Here is a 21748-nt window from a genome sequence, read left to right as displayed (position 1 = left end):
TTCTCTCCTCAGGCGCGTTCGGAAACCCGCTCGCCCATGATGCCGGACGGTCGGAAGACAAGGACGATGATCAGCACGATGAAGGCGAACACGTCCTGGTAGTTGGAGCCGAATACTCCGTTGGTGAGGTCGCCGATATAGCCGGCGCCCAGCGCTTCGATCAGGCCCAGCAGCATGCCGCCGACCATGGCGCCGGCGAGGTTGCCGATGCCGCCCAGCACCGCGGCGGTGAACGCCTTCAGGCCCGGGATGAAGCCCATGTAGAAGTGGGCGTTACCGTAGTTGGTGGCCATCATCACGCCGGCCAGCGCGGCCAGCGTGGCGCCGATCATGAAGGTGGCGGAGATCACGAAGTTCGGGTTCACGCCCATCAGGCCCGCCACCTTCTGGTTCTCGGCGGTGGCGCGCATCGCGCGGCCGAGCTTGGTGCGGTTGACCAGGGCCAGCAGGCCGGCCATGACCATCACGGCCATGCCGATGATGACCATTTCCTTGCCCGTGATCGTCGCGCCGGTCGACCCGATATCGATCGGCTCCGACGGCAGCAGTTGCGGGAAGGTGAGCGGGTTGCGCGACCAGATCAGCATGCCCATCGTCTGCAGGATGATGGATACGCCGATGGCGGTGATCAGCGGGGCGAGCCGCGGCGCATTGCGCAACGGCCGGTAGGCAACCCGCTCGATGGTGTACGCGAGCACCGCGCAGACCGGCATGGCGATCAGCGTGGCAATGACGAGGGTGAGCCACTCGGGCAGGCCCGGGGCGATTTTCTGGATGCCGAGAATGGCTGAGAGGGCGGTCAGCGCGCCGATCATCAGGACGTCGCCGTGGGCGAAGTTGATGATCCCGAGAATGCCGTAGACCATGGTGTAGCCAAGTGCAATCAGCGCATAGATGCTGCCGAGCACCAGACCATTCACGATCTGCTGGATAAAGATATCCATGAAAACTCCTTGCTCCRTCCGAAGTCCCGCGGCATGGAGTGGTTGCCGGGCGGACGGTGGTGTGTGAGTGGTTTGGTAGTGTGTTTATGTGCTGGTAAGCGGCCTGCCTAGTTCACCCATGGTAAGGATGCTGTACGTTTGGCGAGGCTAAAAAAACGGCACCGCAAAGTGCTCGCGGTGCCGTTCGGATGGGCCGGTAAGCCCGGATTACATCTTCACGACGTCGAGGACGGTCTTTTTCTTGTCCTTGTACTCGTAAAGGGTGATCGTGCCTTCCTTCATGTCGCCCTTCTCGTCGAAGGCGATGTTGCCGATCAGGCCCTTGTAGTTCGTCTTGGGCACTTCGGCCAGGATGGCAGCCGGTTCGGTCGAGTTGGCGCGCTTCATGGCGTCGACGATGACCATCACGGCGTCATAGGTGAACGGTGCGTAGATCTGCACCGGCGCGTTGAAGCGAGCCTGGTAGCGCTTGTCGAAGTCGGCGCCCTGCTCCATCTTCGACAGAGCCAGACCGGCTTCCGAGCAGATGATGTTGGACACGGCATCGCCAGCCAGTTCGGCCACCTTGTCGGTACACACGCCGTCGCCGCCAACGATCTTGGCGCCGATGCCGAGTTCCTTGGCCTGCTTGGCGAACGGGCCGCCGGTGGCGTCCATGCCGCCGTACATGATCACGTCCGGCTTCTTGCCCTTGATCTTGGTCAGAATGGCCTTGAAGTCGGTGGCCTTGTCGTTGGTGGCTTCACGCGCCACCACGTTCACGCCCGAAGCCTTGGCGGTCTTCTCGAACTCGTCGGCCAGGCCCTTGCCGTAGGCGGTGGCGTCGTCGACGATGGCCACGGTCTTGGCGTGCAGGCTCTTGGTGGCGTAGTTGGCCAGTGCCGGACCTTGCTGGGCGTCGGTCGCGACCACGCGGAACGTGGTCTTGAAGCCTTGCTTGGTGTAGTCGGGGTTGGTCGACGACGGCGAGATCTGGACGATGCCGGCATCGCTGTAGATCTTGGAGGCCGGGATCGATACGCCCGAGTTCAGGTGGCCGACCACGGCCACGACCTTCTCGTCGACCAGCTTCTGCGCCACGGAGGTGCCGGTCTTCGGATCGCCCGCGTCGTCTTCGCCGACCAGTTCGAGCTTGATCTTCTTGCCGTTGATCTCCAGGCCTGCCTTGTTGACTTCTTCGACGGCCAGGCGGGCGCCGTTTTCATTGTCCTTGCCAAGGTGGGCGATACCGCCGGTGAGCGGAGCCGCGTGGCCGATCTTGACTACGGTTTCGCCGGCGCCGGCAGCGGGTGCCGCTGCGGCTGCAGGTGCGGACGCTGCCGCGTCAGCCGGCTTTTCTTCTTTCTTGCCGCAAGCAGTAACCAGCGCCACTGCGGCTGCGATCGGCAGAATCTTGGCAAACGTGATTTGCATGAGTGATCTCCTAGGATTCACATGATCAGGGTAAACCAACGCCCCCCGGACGTTTCCCCTGAACCGCCTTAGTTTAGTTTCAATTTGAAACGCGCGAATTGTATCCCCTTTTTTTGCGGATGCAATATGCGACGCAACAACCTGAATGATTAACCCACGAAATGAGCTAGGGAATTTCCCCAATGCACAGATTGGGGCAATTCCCGCCTACTTGTGGGCTAGCCTTCGTAACTAACAAGATTCGTGCCCGCCTTTGCCCGCACATGGCTTTTGCAGCGTTTGCATCACTCCCGGGCCAGCCGTATTAAATAGGCGTTTCATTTAATATGAGCCCGCCTCTGCCTCTCCTAATAGAAGACGCTATTTGTCCGGCACCATAATAGGGAAACTCCTAATTCTAGGGAATTCCCTAATTTGTCTTATAGTTCAGACAAGCATAAGAAAACGACGCACCGCGATTGTGCATTATTGCGTGTTGGACGGCGATATACCCGTGCAATATATCGGTGCACTTCGGCACTGGGGCCGCGCATTGGCATGAGGCAAGGCGGATGGCCCGCGCGCACGGCGTCTGCGCCGCCGACGGAATGCGGCACGGCGTCACGCATGCAGCGCAGCGGAGGAAACCAGCGAGGGAAACGGAAGAGACTCAAGGGGGCGCGCGGCGCGTTGCGCCGGCGCGCTGGCATGGCCCGGAGCGGGCCATGCCAGCGATCGCGGCAGCGATCAGGCCGGCGTGACCAGGCCGCGCGGCAGGGGGAACGACATCTTTTCCTCGATGCCGTCGAGCGCGCGCACATTGCGCACGCCAAGCAGGCGCAGGCGTTCGACGATGGACTGCGCCAGCGCTTCGGGCGCCGACGCGCCGGCGGTCAGGCCGATGCGGCGCTTGCCTTCCACCCATTCCGGCTGGAGCTGGTCGGGTGAATCGATCATGTAGGCCGGCACGCCCAGGCGCTCGGCCAGTTCGCGCAGGCGGTTGGAGTTCGAGCTGTTGGGGCTGCCCACCACGATCACGACCTCGACCTGCGGCGCCATGAACTTCACCGCGTCCTGGCGATTCTGCGTGGCATAGCAGATATCCTGCTTCTTGGGCTCGCGGATCTGCGGGAAACGCGCCTTGAGCGCGGCGACGATCTCCACCGTCTCGTCCACCGACAGCGTGGTCTGGGTCACGAAGGCCAGGCGATCCGGATTGGACACCTCCAGCCTGGCCACATCGGCGGCGGACTCGACCAGCAGCATGCCGCCTTCGGTCTGGCCCATGGTGCCCTCGACCTCGGGGTGACCGGCGTGGCCGATCATGATGATCTCGCAACCCTCGGCGCGCATCTTGCCCACTTCGACGTGCACCTTGGTCACCAGCGGACAGGTGGCGTCGAACACGTTGAGGCCGCGCACGGTCGCATCGGCACGCACTTCCTTGGACACGCCGTGCGCGCTGAAGATGACGGTGGAGCCGGACGGCACTTCCTCGAGTTCCTGTACGAAGATCGCACCCTTGCGGCGCAGGTCCTCCACCACATAGGCATTGTGGACAATCTCGTGGCGCACGTAGATCGGTGCGCCGTAGCGGGCAAGGGCACGCTCGACGATCTCGATGGCGCGATCCACGCCGGCGCAGAAGCCGCGGGGCTGCGCCATCAGGATCTCGGCATCGGCGGCTGTGGTGAGTTCGGACATGCAGGAATTCAGTTCAATGCGGCCGGCGCTGGGCCGGCCTGGTTCAGCATCAGAGAATGCCGATCAGCTGGACGTCGAACAAGATAGTCTGTCCGGCGAGCGGGTGGTTGAAATCGAACAGGGCCGAGGTCTCGCCGATTTCCTTGAGCACCCCGGCGTACTTGCCGCCGCCGGGCGCGTTGAACTCGACCAGGTCGCCCGGGGTGTAGTCCTCTTCAAACGAACTGTTTTCACGCAGCGTGTTCAGCGAGACCCGTTGCAGCAGCTCCGGGTTGCGCGGGCCGAACGCGTGCTCGGGCGCCAGGCGGTAAGTCATGCGCTCGCCCTCGGGCATGCCCAGCAGGGCTTGCTCCAGGGTGGGCGCGAACTGCCCCTGGCCCAGCAGCAGCGTTGCGGGCTTCTCTTCGAACGTGCTGACGATTTCCGTGCCGTTCTCGAGGGAAATGCTGTAGTGCAGGGTCAGGAAGGAGTCCGGCTGCACGGTCTTGCGACCGTCAGCGGCGCCGTCCTGCGGCCCTGACGCAAAAGTTTGCAAATTCATGGGTGCTCAACCTGTCGACAACCCGTATTGTAAGCGACTCGACCGCGCGCCGCCTTGTCTGCGCCCGGCGTGCACCGCCATGCAGTTCCATTCTCACGGGGGGATCGTGTCATGCGCATTACGGACTGGCCCAGCAGCGAACGCCCGCGCGAAAAACTGCTGCGCGACGGTGCCACGGCGCTTTCGGACGCCGAACTGCTCGCCGTCTTCCTGCGCGTGGGCGTGGCCGGCAAGAGCGCGGTCGACCTGGCGCGGGAGCTGCTGAACGACTTCGGCACGCTGAGCGGCCTTTTTTCCGCCGGGACCGACGAATTCGCCCGGATCAAGGGCATGGGCGCGGCCAAGTATGCCCAGTTGCAGGCCGCCCAGGAGCTCACCCGGCGCGCCCTGGCCGAGCGGCTTGCCCTGCCGGGCGGCCTCGATTCACCGGCGGCGGTGCGCGACTACCTGCGCCTGACGCTGGCGGCACACCCGCATGAGGTCTTCATGTGCCTGTTCCTCGATGCGCGCAACCGGCTGCTGGCCAGCGAAGAGCTGTTCCGCGGCAGCCTGACGCAGACCAGTGTCTATCCGCGTGAGGTGGCGCGCCAGGCTTTGCTGCATAATGCGGCCTCCGTGATCGTCGCGCACAACCATCCGTCGGGCAATGCACTGCCGAGTGGGGCCGATCTGGCCATGACCCGCTCGCTCACACGCTCGCTGGCCCTGATCGACGTGAAGGTGCTCGACCACTTCATCGTGGCGGGCACCACCATCCACTCGTTCGCGGAACATGGCGAACTCTGATGGTGATGGGCCATATGCGCCGGCTGATTGTGCAGCAGACGCCACCAATGTGGCATCTGTGCACGGTAAACCACGGAAGGCATTGATCGGTTGAGGTTTTCCGGTCTATAATGCTCGTTTTGCTGAAGTCTTAACCGCTGCAGTCCGGGCCGCGCGCCTTTTGTTGATCTGTTGCGAACATTGTCCACGAATAGAAGAGTTAGGAGTGCTTCATGGCACGCGTCTGTCAAGTGACCGGGAAAGCGCCGATGGTCGGCAACAACGTTTCCCACGCAAACAACAAGACCAAGCGCCGTTTTCTGCCCAACCTGCAGAATCGTCGTTTCTTTGTTGAATCGGAAAACCGCTGGGTGAGCCTGCGCGTCTCGAACGCCGGCCTGCGCCTGATCGACAAGAAAGGCATCGACTCCGTGCTCGCCGACCTGCGCGCACGCGGCGAAGTCTAATTAGGAGTACATCATGGCCAGCAAAGGCGGACGCGATAAGATCAAGTTGGAGTCGACTGCAGGTACGGGTCACTTCTACACGACCACCAAGAACAAGCGCACCATGCCGGAAAAGATGGAGATCATGAAGTTCGATCCCGTCGCCCGCAAGCATGTGTCGTACAAGGAAACCAAGATCAAGTAATTGATCCTGGCTTTCCGCATGCCGATTCGCGCGGCATGTCTGTAAAAACCCCGCATCTGCGGGGTTTTTGCTTTTTCGGGCCTGCAATGGCCGTCAATCGCGGGGATGCCCGCGGTGCCCCACGCAAAGTCGCGGCGGGTGTACACTTTCCAGCTTTCCTGCCCAGGACACGCTGGTGGCCGGTGCCGGGCTGTGCGATGACGGTGCCACGCGCTTCATCGTGGAGCATGGGCGCGAGGCGATCCAGTGGCTGATCGACCGTGGCGTGCCGTTCACGCGCGACGACCAGGCCGAACTGGGTTTCCACCTGACGCGCGAAGGCGGCCACAGCCGCCGCCGCATCATCCACGCGGCGGACGCTACCGGGCACGCGGTGGTGACCACGCTCACCGAGCAGGCGCGCCGGCACCCGAACATCACCGTGATCGAGGATCACTTCGCGGTAGACCTGATCACTTCGCGCAAGCTCGGCATGCCGGGCAATCGCTGCTACGGCCTCTACGTGCTGGACGATGCCAGCGGTGAAGTGCGCACCATCACCGCCACCCACACGGTGCTGGCCACCGGCGGCGCGGGCAAGGTCTATCTCTACACCACCAATCCCGACACGGCCACCGGCGACGGCATCGCGATGGCATGGCGGGCGGGCTGCCGGGTCTCGAACATGGAGTTCATCCAGTTCCACCCGACCTGCCTCTATCACCCTTACGCCAAGTCCTTCCTGATCTCGGAAGCGGTGCGCGGCGAAGGCGGCCTGCTGAAGCTGCCCGACGGCACGCGCTTCATGCCCGAGCATGACGAGCGCGCCGAACTGGCTCCGCGCGACGTGGTGGCGCGCGCGATCGACTTCGAAATGAAGAAGCGCGGCCTGGACTATGTGCACCTCGACATCAGCCACCAGCCTGAGTCCTTCCTGCGCGAGCACTTTCCCACCATCCACGCGCGCTGCCTGGAACTGGGCATCGACATCACGCGCGAGCCGATCCCGGTGGTGCCTGCTGCGCACTACACCTGCGGCGGCGTGGTGACCGACACCACCGGCCGCACTGACCTGACCAACCTGTATGCCGTGGGCGAGACCGGCTGCACCGGCTTGCACGGCGCGAACCGCTTGGCTTCGAACTCACTGCTGGAATGCATGGTGATCGGGCGCGCCGCGGCCCTCGATATCGCCTCGCAGGACAAGGCCGGCCAGCCGGACATTGCCCTGCCGAAGTGGGATGAGAGCCGCGTGGCGGATGCCGACGAGGAAGTCGTGGTGTCGCACAATTGGGACGAACTGCGCCGCATGATGTGGAACTACGTCGGCATCGTGCGCACCAGCAAGCGGCTCGAACGCGCGCAGCATCGCATCAGCCTGCTGCGCGAGGAAATCGCCGAGTACTACGCCAATTTCCGCGTGACGCGCGACCTGCTGGAACTGCGCAACCTGGTCGAGGTGGCATCGCTGATCGTCGATAGCGCCTATTCGCGCCACGAGAGCCGCGGCCTGCACTACAGCCGGGATTATCCGGAGACCTTGCCCAAGGCGCTGCCGACGGTCATGCAGCCGGAATTCAAGCGGGAGCGAGGGAAGTAGGAAAGCGTTGCGTCCGGCAGCGAAGCTGCCGAACTARGCCCCGCCAGGCCACCCTTCCCCCGCCCTCTTCCTCGAAGGCAGAGGATGGAAGCGAAGCGTGGCCGGCCGCGCTCAGGCCAGGATCCGCAGCGAGTAGTCCGTCGCCCGCACATCCTTTGTCAGCGCACCGACCGAGATCCGGTCCACGCCGGTTTCGGCAAAAACGCGGATGGTGTCGGCATTGACCCCGCCCGAGACTTCCAGCAGCGCACGTCCATCATTGATGCGCACGGCGTCATGCATCATCGCCACGGTGAAGTTGTCGATCAGGATCGACTTTGCACCGGCGGCCAGCGCTTCCTCCAGCTCCGCCAGGGTTTCCACTTCCACCTGCACCGACACGCCGGCCTGGAGCGCCAGCGCCGCCTGCATCGCCGCGGTGATGCTGCCGGCGGCGGCAATGTGGTTCTCCTTGATCAGGATGCCGTCGTACAGTGCCAGCCGCTGGTTTTCGCCGCCGCCCATGCGCACCGCGTACTTCTGCGCCAGGCGCAGGCCGGGCAGCGTCTTGCGCGTGTCGAGCACGCGCGCGCGGGTGCCCTCGATGATATCGGCGTAACGCCGCGTGGCGGTGGCCACGCCGGACAGCAACTGCAGGAAATTCAGCGACGGGCGTTCGGCGGTCAGCAACGAACGCGCCGGGCCCGCAATCTCGCACACCACGGAATCGGCCGCCATGCGCGCACCTTCTGCCTGCAGCCAGTGCACCTCGAGCGCCGGATCGATGGCGCTCATGCACGCCTCGAACCAGGCCTGGCCGCACAGCACAGCCTGCTCGCGCACGATCACGCGCGCGTGCGCGGGCTTGCCCTCGGGCACCAGCAGGCCAGTCAGGTCGCCGCTGCCGACGTCCTCGTCAATGGCGGCGCGCACATTGGCCTGCAGCGCCTCGACGAGCGCCGGACCGAAGCTATCGAAGACGCGGTTGGCGTTCATGCTGCTCGTATTGTTCGTTTTGCTTGCGTCGCTCATGCCGGACCGATTCCCTTGAACAATGCCTGCTCGGCGGCGAGATCCGCGCGCGGGCGCACATTGGCCTTCTGCTGGGCGGCGAAGTCGAGCATGCGGTCGATGCAGGTCACCGCCTGCCGGCCGATCGATGCATCGACGTGAATTTCGTTGTGGCCGTGCTCGAGCACCTCGGCCAGGTTGGTCAACGCGTTCATGGCCATCCACGGGCAGTGCGCGCAACTCTTGCAGGTGGCGCTGTTGCCGGCGGTGGGCGCTTCGATGAAATGCTTGCCCGGCGCTGCCATGCGCATCTTGTGCAGGATGCCGTTGTCGGTGGCGACGATGAACTCGGTGGCGTCCAGTTCCCGCGCGGCCGCGATCAGCTGCGAAGTGGAGCCGACGACATCGGCCTGCTCCACCACGTTTGCCGGCGATTCCGGGTGCACCAGGATCTTGGCCTTGGGGAATTCGCGGCGCAGCAGGTCCAGCTCGATGCCCTTGAATTCGTCATGCACCAGGCARGAGCCYTGCCACAGCAGCATGTCGGCSCCGGTCTGCTTCTGGATRTAGCTGCCGAGGTGCTTGTCCGGCGCCCACAGGATCTTCTCGCCGCGCGCGTGCAGGTGCTCGACGATCTTCAGGCCGATGCTGGACGTCACCATCCAGTCCGCGCGCGCCTTCACGGCGGCGCTGGTATTGGCGTAGACCACCACGGTACGGTCGGGGTGCGCGTCGCAGAACGCCGCGAACTCGTCGGCCGGGCAACCCAGGTCCAGCGAGCAGGTCGCGTCCAGGTCCGGCATCAGCACGGTCTTTTCCGGGCTCAGGATCTTGGCGGTCTCGCCCATGAAGCGCACGCCCGCCACCACCAGCGTCTTGGCCGGATGGTCGCGGCCGAAGCGCGCCATTTCGAGCGAATCCGACACGCAGCCGCCGGTTTCCTCCGCCAGGTCCTGCAGGTCGGCATCGACGTAATAGTGCGCGACCAGGACAGCGTTGCGCGCCTTGAGCAGCTCCCTGATGCGCGTCTTGAGCGCAGTGCGCTCGCCGCTGGAGAGCACTGGCGGTACTTTCGCCCAGGCATGGGCGACGCAGCTGGCGCCGTCGGGGGACTCCGTCGAAATATTCGGTTTCTCGAACTCGACGGTCTTTATCGTTTGGGGGGTCATCTCCGATACTCCTCTTGGCCGCCGCGCATCATGCCGCCGGCCTGTACATGGGGGAGTTTAACTAAAACAAAAGCCCCGCCATGGGCGGGGCTTTTGGGCGCGGTGCTTTGTAGCAGCCACGCCGGCTCGGGCTTCAGGCCACGACAGCCATCATGCGTAGCGGCGCAGGCGCAGCGAAAAGTCATGCAGGGCCTGGATGCCGCTTGCCTCGGCGCGATGGCACCAGGCTTGCAGCTGCTGCAGAAGCTGTTCGCGCGTCAGGTTGGAACGGCCCCAGATCGCGGCCAGTTCGCGGCGCATTTCCACGAAGGTGTGCAGCGACTTGTTCTGCTCCACGATGCTGGCCAGCTGCTTGCGCTGCGGATCGGCCAGCTTGGCTTCCTCGCGGTGGAACCACTTGCGCGCCGGCTTGAAGCTGCTGTATTCCGCCACGCGGGCTTCCTTCAGCTTTTCCAGTTCCTGCTTGTAGGCGCTCTTGACGGCCTTGGCGTAGCGCGCCATCACGTCGTAGCGGTTGGCGATGATGGCTTCCAGCGTGTTGTGGTCCACCGGGCGGGCATCCACCAGGCGTGCCTTGGGCGGGGTCTTCTTGACCTTGGCCAGGCCGACCGCCTGCATCGCGCGGATATAACCCCAGCCGATATCGAACTCGTACCACTTGACCGAGAACTTGGCCGAGGTCGGGTAGGTGTGGTGGTTGTTGTGCAGTTCTTCGCCGCCGATGATGATGCCCCAGAACGAGACATTGGTCGAAGCGTCCTCGCAATCGTAATTGCGATAGCCCCACCAGTGGCCAAGACCATTGATGATGCCGGCGGCATGGATCGGGATCCACAGCATCTGCACGGCCCACACGGTCAGGCCGATCACGCCGAACAGCGCCACGTCGATGATCAGCATCAGGCCCACGCCTTGCCAGCCGAAGCGCGAGTACACATTGCGCTCGACCCAGTCGTTGGGCGTGCCGTGACCGAACTTGGCGACGGTTTCCTTGTTCTTGGACTCGGCGCGATAGAGTTCCGCGCCTTCCAGCAGCACCTTGCGGATGCCGCGGGTCTGCGGGCTGTGCGGATCGTCCTCGGTCTCGCACTTGGCGTGGTGCTTGCGGTGGATGGCGGTCCACTCCTTGGTGACCATCCCGGTGGTCAGCCACAGCCAGAAGCGGAAGAAATGCGAAGCAATCGGGTGCAGATCCAGCGACCGGTGCGCCATGCAGCGGTGCAGGTAGATGGTGACGCCCGCGATGGTGATGTGCGTCACCACCAGGGTGTAGATCACGATCTCCCACCAGGACCAGTTGGCAAGGCCGTTCGAGGCCCAGTCAAGAATAGTGTCGAACAAACTGTTCTCCGTCGGTTAAACAGGTGCATTCATCGCGGCACGACACGGCGGGCCGCAAACAGGGTGCAGAAAAAGGACTGCAAACTCAGTGATTGCGTCGTATGGCGTCTGCCTGAAACCCCGGCACTCGCCGGAGCCCCCATGGCATGCGCGTCTGGCGCCGTGGGCAGATGCTGCCTCCCGGCGGGACTGGCACGAGCCGCTGCAATCTGGCGGCTGTCTGGTGTGGGGGCGGGAGGTCGAAAACTCGGAACCCGCAACTACTATGATTCTACCGGAACGCCAACAAGGGAACATCCGTTTTTCCCCGAGTTTGATGTCAAGCAACACATAACGTTCCGCAAGGTGCCCCAAACGCCCCGCGAAAGTTCAGTTCGCACTGCCCACCACAACCCCGGGAGACGCCGAAAGCGTCTTGTTTGCGACTTTTTCCGGTTCATTGCCGTCAACCGCTGCCTCGCGCCCAAGGACGCGCACCTCGCGCTGGGGGTAGGGGATCGAGATCCCATGTTCCCGGAATTTGCGCCAAATTGCCCGGTTCATCGCTGACTGGACCCCCAGCTTGCCGTTCTGCGGATCGGCAATATAGCCTGCCAGCTCGTATTCGATGCCATTGTCGGCGAACAGCACCAGAAACGCCGAGGGCGCCGGTTCGGCCAGCAGGCGGGGAATTCCCTGGGCGGCTTCCACCAGCAGGGCGAGCACCGTCTCCGGATCGGCGGCGTAATCAGCCTGCACACGTGTCGCCACGCGCACATTGGTGTTGGAGAACGAATGGTTCTGGACCGCCTGCGCCACCAGTTGTTCGTTCGGCACCAGGGTTTCGCCGTCACCGTTGCGGACCACGGTGTAGCGCGTGCGGATCTGCGAGACCGTGCCGCTGAATTTATCCACCGTGATCTGGTCGCCGAGCTTGACCGAGTGATCCAGGAGGATGATGAATCCCGAGATGTAATTGCTGGCGATCTTCTGCAAGCCCAGGCCCAGGCCCACGCCGAGCGCGCCGCCGAATACCGACAGCACGGTGAGGTCGATACCGACCAGCGAAAGGCTCAGCAGCAGCGAGACCAGCAGGAGCAAGGCCTTGGAAAGTCGCGTCAGAACCACTTTCAGGTTGCTGTCCAGCCCACGGGACCGCATCAGGCGCTCTTCGAGCCACGAGCCGAACCACATCGCCACCAGCACGGTGAGCAGGATCCACACCACCGCCACCAGCGTGTCGGCCAGGTTGATCTTCTGCTTGCCGCCGACGGAGAAGCGGATGGATTCCATCCAGCCGACCACCTCCCACAGCACACCAAGCACATAGAGCGCCATGGCCACCCATACCAGCGTGGTCAGCACCTTTTCCACCAGCAGCAGCATGCCGTGCAGCTGGCCATTGCCGGACAGCACGCGCCGCAGGATATAGAAGGCGAAATACAGGAAGGTGATGCCGAACAGCGGCACCAGCGCCAGCCGCAGCACGCTGGCCGACATCAGTTGCTCCAGCCCGAAGCGCGCGGCCATCACCAGAAGCCAGCCGAACAGCGGGAACATGGCGCGCTCGAGGCTCGAGGCGGCGAAACGCAAGGCAAAGCTGGAGCCGTCGTAGCGGGCTTCCAGCCGCTTCACCACCAGCCGCGCCAGCGGCCAGGCCACGGCGAGGCAGCCGGCCAGCACCACCAGTTGCCAGATGAAGCCGGGGCCGCCGGCATCGCGGATGAGGTCGTCGAGCATCCGGCCAAAAGCCGGATGCGCCACATGGAGTTCGTTCAAGGGATTCGGATTCATGCTCAGGCGTGGCTGGCCGGGCACGCGGATGCAATCGGCGCGGGCCGGCGGGCAGGCAAGGCGCCTGGCGCCCTGCCCGTCGGAAACCAGCCATTCTAGCCGCCCGCGGCCTGCACGCGCCGTGCTGCGGGGTCGGGACCCTCAGCCGCACCGTCCCCGGCAGCCCGGCTCGCGGCGCCACGGTTCGGCCGCGCGCTGCAGCCGCGCCGGCAAGTCCGAGCCCGGATGAAAGGGGCCGCACAGCAGACTGACGCAATAGTCGATCACGCGCGCGCGCCCCGGCGGATTCAGCATGCCATGGTCAAGGCCTTCGACGGTCTCGATCTGCAGTTGCGCGAACCCGGCCAGGCCTTCCAGCTTCGGCCCGAAAAAACGGGCCAGCTCGAATGGCCCGGGATCCGCCGGGCCGAACAGCAGGCGCAGGACCGTGCCGCGCGCATCGAGCGCGCGCAGCAGGGCCTCGATCTCCTGCTGCTCCGGCGGCGCCGGCCTGGGCAAGACCGTGGCGGCGTCGAAGCCGGCCCCGCCCTCTTGCTCCGTGGGCGCGCTGCGGCCATGGATCAGCCAGCGTGGCCGGGTAAAGGTCTCCCTGCGCAGCAGGCGCTGCAGGTTCACCAGGACGGCCCCCACCACGCCGGGATGGGCCGCGGCTGCATGCAGGCTGACATTCGCACCGTAGCTCACGCCGAACGTCACGATTTCCCGGTGCCCGTGGGCCTGCAGCCAGTCGCAGGCGGTCACCGCATCGAGATAGCCATCCGGATCGGCAGGTACGGCCGGCACCGCCTGCGCGCCGACCGATGCATCGCCGATGCCACGCACATCGATGCGGAACGAGGCAATGCCGTGCGCGGCAAGTTGCCGCGCCAGCATGACGCTGCCGCGACCGGCGCCCACATGGTGCGTGCCTCCCGAATTGTTGATCAGCACGGCCGGCCGCTCGAGCCGCTGGGCGCGCGGCTCGCACAGCATGCCGAACAGGCCCTGGCCAAAGCGGACCGGCGTTTCCACCCAGTCGCCCGCGCGCAGGCAGGGTTCCACTGCGGCCACGGCAAGGCGTGCCGCCGCCGCGCGATGCCCTTGCCCGACGCTACCGCCGGCCGGCGCCAGGGCAGCGAACCAGTCTGAGACGGCCGCGAAGGTCGCGTCGGGTGGCGTGCAGTACAGCGGATCCTGCAGCCAGCCGACCACTTCGGGAAACGGCGCCGTGCGGACCCGCGCGCCCAGCGCGGCATAGTGCCGCGCCAGCGGTTCGCCCTGCGCCGCACCGGCAATGAAAACATGCGGCGCCGGCGCGCGCCCGGCCTCCAGCAGATCAATCCGCGCGAACGCGTCGATGGCAGCCGCCGGGAAATGAATGCCAAGGATGTCCGTGCCGTCCTGCCGGTGCCCCGGCGCCGTCTGCTCCACCGCGCGCCCGGCCAGCGAGCGCCAGGTCTGCGCGATCATCTTCATCTCGCGCACCAGCATGCGCCCCTGCGCCACGGGCGCGAGCAGCGCCAGCCCGGCGACGTCGAGCCCGCCCGCGCGACGCGCGGCCGCCAGCGCGGCCAGCGATGCCCCGCCACGCACGCCGAGCAGTACGATCTCGCGCGCGCCGGACAAGCGCAGCAGCAGCTTGCCTGCCCCGCCGATCGACGCCACGCACGAATCGACGCAGGACGGCGGCGCTTCATCGCCGGCATCGCATTCGCCCGAATCCCCGGTCCCGGGATAGTCGAACCGCAGCACCGGCACGCCCTGCGCCGCCAGCTGCTCGGCCAGGCGTGCCAGGCCGGCATGGGTCCACAAGGCCTCGTGGCCGATCGCGTTGCACACCAGCAGCGCGCGCGGACCGCGCGCGGCGTGATACCAGCCGAAACATCCGTTGAAATGCAAAGGCGTCATGGACGAACTCCGTGCGCGCCGGGGGCCCGCGGGTACGACGGGAACATGCGGATATCAGAGCGCAAGGGCGTCATTGCGGCGGCGCTCGTTCCCCCCTTCTTTGCCACCAGCCAGGCGCTCGTACCGGGCCAGCAACAGGGCGCGATCGATCTTGCCGTTCACGTTGACCGGAAAGTCGTCGAGACACACGATGCGGTCGGGCCGTGCATAGACCGGCAGGCTTTGCTTGCAGGCGTGGCGGATACGCGCCGTGCGCGCGCCCCTTGCCCCCTGGGCCTCGGCAGCGGGCGCCAGCACGAATGCCACCAGGCCAACCGGCTTGCCGGCCTCGTCCAGCGGCCACGCCAGCACCGCACACTGGGCGCTGCCGCTGGCGGCCTGCACGACCTGTTCGATCTCCTGCAGTTCGATGCGATTGCCACGGATCTTGACCTGCGTATCGATGCGCCCGTGGTAAAGCAGGCCATCGGGCGACGCGCTCACGGCATCGCCGGTGCGGTACCAGCGGCGATAGCTGCGCCCGGGATAGGCGCGCGCAAAGAAGCGCGTGTCGTCGAGCGGGTTGTCCGACAGGTAGCCGCTCGCCAGTTGCAGGCCGCCGACCAGCAGTTCACCTCGCGCGCCCGCTGGCACCGGCACGAGATACTTGTCGGCCACCACGACCTCGATGCCCGGGTAGGGCTGGCCCAGCGGCACCGCGGGGCGCGATGCATCCGCGAGAAATGCCGGCGTCAGCTCGAAGGTCAGCACGATGACCGTCGTTTCCGTGGGGCCGTAGCCATTGACGATGCGCGTGTTCGGCGCTGCCTGCGACCATGCCTGGGCAAGCGTCTTGGGCAGCGCCTCGCCGCCCATCAAGGTCATCTTCACGCTTGGAAAGGCACCCGGCGCCAGCTTGCGGAACTGCTGCAGCAAAGCCAGGACGGAGGGCACGCTGGCCCAGTGGGTGATCTGGTGCTCGCGGATGAAGCCCGCCAGGTAGAGCGGATCCTGCAGCGCCGGCACATAGAGGCAGCCGCCGGTGGCCCAGCACACATGCACGTCGTGCACGGAAAAATCGAAGGTGAGATCGGCGAACTGGCTGAAGCGGCCGCCGGGCTCGCAAGGATAGCGCTGCATGTGCGCGCTGACGTAAGCCACTGCGCTGCCGTGCGGGATCATGACCCCCTTGGGCGGCCCGCTGGTGCCCGAGGTGAAGATCAGGTAGGCCAGGTCATCCTGCGCGACGAGGGCCGGCCAGGGCGGCGGATCGTGAACGAATGGCGCGGACGGGGTCGGCGCATGTTGTGGGTCGCCGCCCGGAGAATCCCACGCTTGCGCATCGAGCATGACGATGCGCAGGTCCGGCGGCAGCAGCGGCATGAGCGCGGCCAGTTGCGGCGCGCAGACATGGTCGACCAGCATGACGCGCGCACCGGAGCGCGCCACGATGGCCGCGTTGCGCGCAGCGGGAAAGCGCGGGTGGATCGGCACGTAGGCCATGCCGGCGGCCAGCACGCCGAGCAGGCCGGCGTAGGCGCACGCGCTGCGATGCGCGAAAAGGATGCAGTTGCGGTTCGCGCCGCCGGCAAACGGGGTCAGCGCGGCGCTGACGCCTTGCGCACGGGCGCGGACTTCCTCGTAGGTGTAATAGCGCCCCTCGACCCACAATGCATGATCAGCCGGGCTCTGCGCGGCCGAATTGAAGAAAAATGCGTGCAGCATCCTGCCTGCCTCCCACCCCTGGGTACCGGCCCGGGAAGACGCCGGCACGACTGCTTCCCCACTGAAATGGCACCGGCTCGCAGGGCCGTGCTCTATCGCCCGCCATTGCTTTCACGGCGCCGCGCTGTCCTGCCAAGGTATGCCGCTTCGCAATTCAAAACAAGCTGCGATGCTTTCAATGTATTGAACCTATACCTACAAGGGGGTAGTCCGAATGGCGGATAGGCGTGTGGCCAATCGCACGCTGGGGCCAAAACGCCGCAGCGTCATATGCCGTGGCGCGGCGGCGCACGCCGCGGCCCGCGGCTCGTTTCGCCATTGTCACGCGAGGCGCGGCCCGTAAGCGGCCGCCGGCACCGGGCGATGGTGGCAGGACGACTGCGCGATGGGCACGCCGGCCCTTCCGCCAGACGGCTTRGTCCACCGAAACAGGCAGTGCGCACAGACATTCGCCAGCCGATTGTGACGTGCCCGACAGTTCAGATCACGCCCTGCCCGCGCAGCGTCCGCAAGGACTCCTGCGTCAGCCCGAGCGCGCCATAGATATCCGCGTTGTGCTCGCCGACTCCGGGGCCGCTGCGCGGCGCAGGCGCGTCGTGTCCGGAAAAGCGCGGCACCACGCAGGGCGCCGGCACGGTGCCGAGGTCGGGATCGGGCAGGCGCACGACGGCCCCGCGCGCCTGGAAGTGGGGGTCGTCCAGGATATCGGCGATGGTGAAGATCTTGCTGAACGGAACCTCGTGCGCCGCCAGCGTGGCGGCGGCGTCCGCATAGGCATGCGCGGCGAACCAGGTGGCGATCTCTGCGTCGAGCGCATCGATATGGCGCACGCGCGAAGGATTGCTGGCGTAGCGCGCGTCCTGCGCCATCGCCGGCTGCCCGAGCGCGGCGCACAGGCGCCGGAAGATCGGGTCGGACGACGCCACCAGCGCTTGCCGCGGTTGGTGATCTTCCAGTAGAGCGACAGATCGCCCTTGACCGGCGCCAGCCCGCGCAGCGGGTCCGAGCCGTCGGGCAGCTCCAGCTTGACCACGTCGGCGCCCATGTCGGCGCACAGCGTGCTTGCGAACGGCGTGGCCACCACGGTGGCCATGTCGAGGATGCGGATGCCGGCCAGCGGGCCGGCGCGGCGGGAAGGCTGTTGAGCGCTGTCTTGTGTCATGTCTTTCTCAGGGTTGCCCGCAGGCCCGGGCAGCGCGGCAGGCGCGGCGGCGCAAGAGGTGGCGGCAGAGGTGGCGGCATGCATCGTGACGGCCCTCAATCCAGCGTGGTGCCGGTCGACTTGACCAACGCGGCCCACCAGCGCGAATCGTTGCGGATCTGCGCGGCGAACTGTTCCGGCGTGTTGCCGACCGGCTCGGCGCCGAGATCGGCAAGGCGCTTGCGCATGGCCTGCGACGCCAGGATCTTCACGCTCGCCTGGTTCAGCCTTGCGATCACCGCCGGTGGCGTGCMGGCCGGTGCCATCAGGCCCTTCCATGCGGTCACCACGAAGCCCTTGACGCCGGCTTGCTCGGCGGTCGGCACGTCCGGCAGCGCGCTTGCGCGCTGCTCGCTCGCCACCGCCAGCGCGCGCAGCTTGCCGGATTGCATATGCGGCATCAGCGCGGGCATGTTGTCGATCATGAGGTTGATGTGGCCGGCGATGAGGTCGGCCACCGCCGGGCCGCTGCCCTTGTAGGGCACGTGCTGGAGCTTGAGGCCGGTGAGCTGGTTGAACAGCTCGCCGCCGAGCTGGGCCGGCGAGCCATTGCCGGGCGAGCCGAAACTGAGCTGCGCGGGATGCGCCTTGGCATAGGCGATGAATTCCTTCAGGTTGCGCACCGGCAGGCCCGCGTTCACCACCATCAGGTTGTGCTCGCGCACCAGCATGACCACGGGTGCCAGGTCGCGCGCCGGGTCGAACGGCATCTTGGCGTAGAGACTGGGATTGATCACCGTGGGACCGGCGGCGGCCAGCAGCAGCGTGTAGCCGTCCGGCGCCGCGCGCGCGACGAGCTCTGCGCCGATATTGCCGCCGGCGCCGGGCCGGTTCTCCACGATCACCGTCTGGCCGAGTTCGTCCTTGAGGCGCTCCGACAACAGCCGCGCCAGGATGTCGGTGGAGCCGCCGGGCGCGAACGGCACCACCAGCCGGATCACCTTGCCGGGATACGGCGCGTCCGCCAGCGCGGGCCGCAGCGGGACCAGCGCGCCCAGCAGCATGGGCAGGGCGGCGAGAATGTGTTTGATCATGGTGTCTCCTCGGACGATGGGCGCACGCCGCGGGCAGGCTCAGCCGCGCGCGGCGGCAAGCGCGAGCGTGCGCTTGGCGATATTGAGCTGGTGGATCTGGCTGGTGCCTTCGTAGAGGCGGAACAGCCGCACGTCGCGATAGAAACGCTCGATGCCGAAATCGGCGATATAGCCGTAGCCACCGAACATCTGCACGCAGCGGTCCGCCACCCGACCGCACATTTCGGACGCAAAGTATTTGCAGATCGACGCCTGCATGGTCACGTCCTCGCCGCGGTCGCGTGCGCGCGCCGTTTCCAGAACCAGCGCGCGCGCGGCGTGGATCTCGGTCTGGCAGTCGGCGATCAGGGCCTGCACGAGCTGGAAATCGGCCAGCGGCTGGCCGAACTGGCGGCGCTCGCTGACGAAGCGCACGGCTTCGTCGAGCATGCGGATGGCGGGCCCCGTGCACAGTGCCGCCAGGTGGATGCGTTGCTTGTTGAGCACCTTCATCGCGGTGCGGAAGCCCTGCCCTTCCTCRCCACCGATCAGGCTGGCGGCCGGCACGCGGCAATCCTGGAAATGCACTTCGGACACGGGCGATCCGGCCTGCCCCATCTTCTGGTACGGCTGGCCGGTGCTCAGGCCCGGCGTGTCGCGCTCGACCAGGAACGCGGAGATGCCGGCGGCGCCGCCGCGCTCCGGGTCGGTGCGCGCCAGCACGGTAAACAAGCCGGCGATGGGCGCATTGGTGATGAAGCACTTGCTGCCGTTGAGCACGTAGTGATCGCCCTCGCGGCGCGCGGAAGTACGCAGCGCTGTGGCGTCCGAGCCGGCCTCGGGCTCGGTGAGCGCGAAGGCGCCGGTGAGCGCGCCGCTGGCCAGCAGCGGCAGGTAGCGCTGCTTCTGCTCGGGCGTGCCGTCGGCCACCAGCGCTTCCGAGCCGATGCCGGTATTGGTGCCGACGCGCGCGCGGAACGCCACCGAGCACTGCGACAGCTCGATGGCGGCCAGCACCAGTTCCTCGGTGGTCATGCCCGCGCCGCCGTAGGCCTCCGGAATGGAATAGCCGAACAGGCCGGCCCCGGCCATCTCGCGCACCAGTGCCGCCGGCACCTCGTCGCGCGCGGCCACCTCGGCCTCGCGCGGCACCAGCCGTTCGCGCACGAAACGGCGCAGCTCCGCCAGGAAAGGCTGGAAGGTTTCCGGGTCCCTGATCATCTGTCTGTCTCCACTGTTCTTTCCGCCCTGGGGGGACGGTGTGCGAAGCAGCGTAGTAAGCGGCGCGCGGAAACAGGACCGTTGTTTCGCTATCTTGAACCCCAGATCCGCCGCGCGAGGCGGCGATGGCTATGATGGAGGCTCGTTCCCCACAGCCCTGCCGCCCATTCATGCCAAGCCGCCCGCATCATCCCGATCCGGCCTTCGCCACCACGCTGGCGCACGGGCTGGCGCTGCTGCAGTGCTTCCGCATGGGCGAGCCGGTGCTGAGCAACAAGGAGCTGGCCGAACGCACCGGGCTGTCCAAGGCCACGATCTCGCGCCTCACCTACACGCTGGCCGCGCGCGGGCTGCTGCACTACGACGGCGAACTGCGTCGCTACCGGCTCGGCACCACCACGCTGTCGCTCGGCTATCCGCTGCTGGCCAGCATGCGCGTGCGGCAGCTGGCGCGGCCGCTGATGAAAGCGCTCGCCGACCGCGTCGGCGGCTCGGTCTCGCTCGGYCTGCGCGACCGCTTGGAGATGGTCTATGTGGAAACCAGTCGCGGCCATGAAGCCATCGCGTTCCGGCCCGACATCGGCGCCACGCTGCCGATGCTGGCCACGGCGATGGGCCGCGCCTGGCTGTGCCGGGCGCCGCAAGATGCACGAGAGAGCGTGCTCGCGGCCTTGCGCGAGACCGAGCCCGCGCAGTGGCGCGAACACGGCGCGGCGCTGGAAGAGGCCGCGCACGACCTGGCCACGCGAGGCTTCTGTCTTGCGCGCGGCGAATGGCAGTCAGACGTGCATGCGGTCGCGGTGCCGATGCACGAGCCGATCGACGGGGAGATCCTGGTGTTCAACTGCGGCGTGCCCGGCGCGCGCATGGCGCCGCGCAAGCTCGAACGCGACATGGGCCCGCGGCTGCTGCGGCTGGTGCACGGCGTCGAAGCCGCACTGGCAAAGGCATGACGATGCAGCCTGCAGGGCAAACCGGCGAACGCGACCGCCAGTTCGCCAGCACGCTGGCCCGCGGCATCGACATCCTGCTGGCCTACCGGCCCGGCGAGGCCCTGCTCGGCAACGCAGACTTCGCGCGGCGCGCGGGCCTGTCGAAATCCACCGTGGCGCGGCTCACGCACACGCTCTGCGCGCTGGGCTACCTGCGCCACGATGCGGCGCTGGGCAAGTACCGGCTAGGTGCTGCCGTGGTGTCGATGGGCTATCCGCTGCTGGCGGGCATGCAGGTCCGCCAGATCGCGCGACCGCTGATGAAAGCGCTCGCCGACCACGTCGGTGGCGCCGTGTCGCTGGGCATGCGCGAGCGCACGCGGATGATCTACGTGGAGACCGCGCGCTCGACCGACAGCCTGGTGGTCACGCCCGATATCGGCGCGGCGCTGCCCATGCTCGCCACGGCGATCGGGCGCGCCTGGCTGGCCCGCGCGCCGGCCGCGGAGCGCACGGCGGTGCTCAACCGGCTCAGGCTGGAGGATCCGGAGATGTTCCGGCGACTCGCACCGGCGGCGGAAAGAGCCCGGCAGGATTTTGCGCGGCGCGGCTATTGCATCAACCGCGGCGAATGGCGCGATGAGGTGTACGGCTTCGCGGTGCCTTTGCTGCAACCCGTGGACGCGCAACTGCTCGTGCTCAACTGCGGGGTGCCGGCACGCGCGGGCAGCTTCGCCGCGGTCGAGAAGGACGTGGCGCCCCGGCTGGTGACGCTGGTGCAGACGGTCGAAGGCCTGCTCGGGATGCGCTGAACGACAGAGACGCTGCGTGGCAGCGTCCCTGTCCTGTCACCGGCGACAGGACGCCGGTGACAGGACGCCGGCTAAGCCCGGCTAACCCGGGCCAACCCTGGCCAACGCTTAACTGACGCGCTCCAGCAC

General features: G+C 66.4%; 17 protein-coding genes and 2 pseudogenes. 6 read left to right on the top strand and 13 right to left on the bottom strand.

Going from position 1 to position 21748, the window contains the following annotated elements; all coding sequences use genetic code 11:
• Positions 1-8: 8 nt before the first annotated feature.
• The 4 genes from AC1DO7_RS29815 to AC1DO7_RS29800 form a co-directional block, all read right to left on the bottom strand.
• On the bottom strand, positions 9-944 hold the full coding sequence (locus AC1DO7_RS29815; RefSeq protein ID WP_441618586.1) for a branched-chain amino acid ABC transporter permease: 936 nt from the start codon (positions 942-944) through the stop codon (positions 9-11).
• A 207-nt stretch (positions 945-1151) separates the two neighbouring features.
• Positions 1152-2357, bottom strand: coding sequence for a branched-chain amino acid ABC transporter substrate-binding protein (locus AC1DO7_RS29810; protein WP_441618584.1), 1206 nt, complete (start codon positions 2355-2357; stop codon positions 1152-1154).
• A gap of 726 nt (positions 2358-3083) precedes the next feature.
• Entirely contained in the window at positions 3084-4040 is a 957-nt protein-coding gene (ispH, locus tag AC1DO7_RS29805; RefSeq protein ID WP_441618582.1) for a 4-hydroxy-3-methylbut-2-enyl diphosphate reductase, read from the bottom strand.
• A gap of 49 nt (positions 4041-4089) precedes the next feature.
• Positions 4090-4581, bottom strand: a complete 492-nt coding sequence (locus AC1DO7_RS29800; RefSeq protein ID WP_441618580.1) for an FKBP-type peptidyl-prolyl cis-trans isomerase — start codon at positions 4579-4581, stop codon at positions 4090-4092.
• Positions 4582-4692: 111 nt separating this feature from the next.
• Here AC1DO7_RS29800 and radC point away from each other — a divergent pair, with 111 nt between their 5' ends.
• The 4 genes and pseudogenes from radC to nadB all read left to right on the top strand — a co-directional run.
• Positions 4693-5367 carry a RadC family protein gene (radC, locus tag AC1DO7_RS29795; RefSeq protein ID WP_441618578.1) on the top strand — a complete coding sequence of 225 codons (675 nt, stop codon included), beginning with the start codon at positions 4693-4695 and terminating at the stop codon, positions 5365-5367.
• A gap of 212 nt (positions 5368-5579) precedes the next feature.
• Positions 5580-5813, top strand: coding sequence for a 50S ribosomal protein L28 (gene rpmB / locus AC1DO7_RS29790; protein ID WP_006575661.1), 234 nt, complete (start codon positions 5580-5582; stop codon positions 5811-5813).
• Positions 5814-5826: 13 nt separating this feature from the next.
• Complete coding sequence (gene rpmG / locus AC1DO7_RS29785; RefSeq protein ID WP_006157508.1) at positions 5827-5997, top strand: 50S ribosomal protein L33; 171 nt, start codon at positions 5827-5829, stop codon at positions 5995-5997.
• Positions 5998-6160: 163 nt separating this feature from the next.
• Positions 6161-7576, top strand: a pseudogene (nadB, locus tag AC1DO7_RS29780) (L-aspartate oxidase); the annotation flags it as partial.
• A gap of 111 nt (positions 7577-7687) precedes the next feature.
• On the opposite strand, the gene nadC reads toward nadB, so the two are convergent.
• The 9 genes and pseudogenes from nadC to AC1DO7_RS29735 all read right to left on the bottom strand — a co-directional run bounded on the left by nadC (position 7688) and on the right by AC1DO7_RS29735 (position 19875).
• Positions 7688-8551 carry a carboxylating nicotinate-nucleotide diphosphorylase gene (nadC, locus tag AC1DO7_RS29775; protein ID WP_441618574.1) on the bottom strand — a complete coding sequence of 288 codons (864 nt, stop codon included), beginning with the start codon at positions 8549-8551 and terminating at the stop codon, positions 7688-7690.
• A gap of 32 nt (positions 8552-8583) precedes the next feature.
• Positions 8584-9735, bottom strand: coding sequence for a quinolinate synthase NadA (nadA, locus tag AC1DO7_RS29770; protein WP_441618572.1), 1152 nt, complete (start codon positions 9733-9735; stop codon positions 8584-8586).
• A 150-nt stretch (positions 9736-9885) separates the two neighbouring features.
• Complete coding sequence (locus AC1DO7_RS29765; protein WP_441618570.1) at positions 9886-11076, bottom strand: DesA family fatty acid desaturase; 1191 nt, start codon at positions 11074-11076, stop codon at positions 9886-9888.
• A 369-nt stretch (positions 11077-11445) separates the two neighbouring features.
• On the bottom strand, positions 11446-12849 hold the full coding sequence (locus AC1DO7_RS29760) for a mechanosensitive ion channel family protein (protein ID WP_441643501.1): 1404 nt from the start codon (positions 12847-12849) through the stop codon (positions 11446-11448).
• A gap of 141 nt (positions 12850-12990) precedes the next feature.
• Positions 12991-14736, bottom strand: a complete 1746-nt coding sequence (locus AC1DO7_RS29755; protein ID WP_441618566.1) for an alpha/beta hydrolase — start codon at positions 14734-14736, stop codon at positions 12991-12993.
• 54 nt (positions 14737-14790) lie between these two features.
• The gene (locus tag AC1DO7_RS29750; RefSeq protein WP_441618565.1) at positions 14791-16440 is read right to left on the bottom strand and encodes an amino acid adenylation domain-containing protein; all 1650 of its coding nucleotides are present in this window, start codon (positions 16438-16440) and stop codon (positions 14791-14793) included.
• Between the two features lie 479 nt (positions 16441-16919).
• Positions 16920-17602: pseudogene (locus AC1DO7_RS29745) on the bottom strand (CoA transferase).
• A gap of 95 nt (positions 17603-17697) precedes the next feature.
• The gene (locus tag AC1DO7_RS29740; protein ID WP_477116894.1) at positions 17698-18675 is read right to left on the bottom strand and encodes a Bug family tripartite tricarboxylate transporter substrate binding protein; all 978 of its coding nucleotides are present in this window, start codon (positions 18673-18675) and stop codon (positions 17698-17700) included.
• 39 nt (positions 18676-18714) lie between these two features.
• On the bottom strand, positions 18715-19875 hold the full coding sequence (locus AC1DO7_RS29735; RefSeq protein ID WP_441618561.1) for an acyl-CoA dehydrogenase family protein: 1161 nt from the start codon (positions 19873-19875) through the stop codon (positions 18715-18717).
• Positions 19876-20045: 170 nt separating this feature from the next.
• Here AC1DO7_RS29735 and AC1DO7_RS29730 point away from each other — a divergent pair, with 170 nt between their 5' ends.
• Entirely contained in the window at positions 20046-20828 is a 783-nt protein-coding gene (locus AC1DO7_RS29730; protein WP_441618559.1) for an IclR family transcriptional regulator, read from the top strand.
• Positions 20825-21619 carry an IclR family transcriptional regulator gene (locus AC1DO7_RS29725; protein ID WP_441618557.1) on the top strand — a complete coding sequence of 265 codons (795 nt, stop codon included), beginning with the start codon at positions 20825-20827 and terminating at the stop codon, positions 21617-21619. The genes AC1DO7_RS29730 and AC1DO7_RS29725 overlap by 4 nt, the downstream gene beginning before the upstream one ends.
• Positions 21620-21748: the final 129 nt, after the last annotated feature.

Source organism: Cupriavidus sp. 05N40, assembly GCF_056397305.1.
Note: the sequence above shows the minus strand (reverse complement) of the source record. Positions and strands in the feature narration are given on the sequence as shown.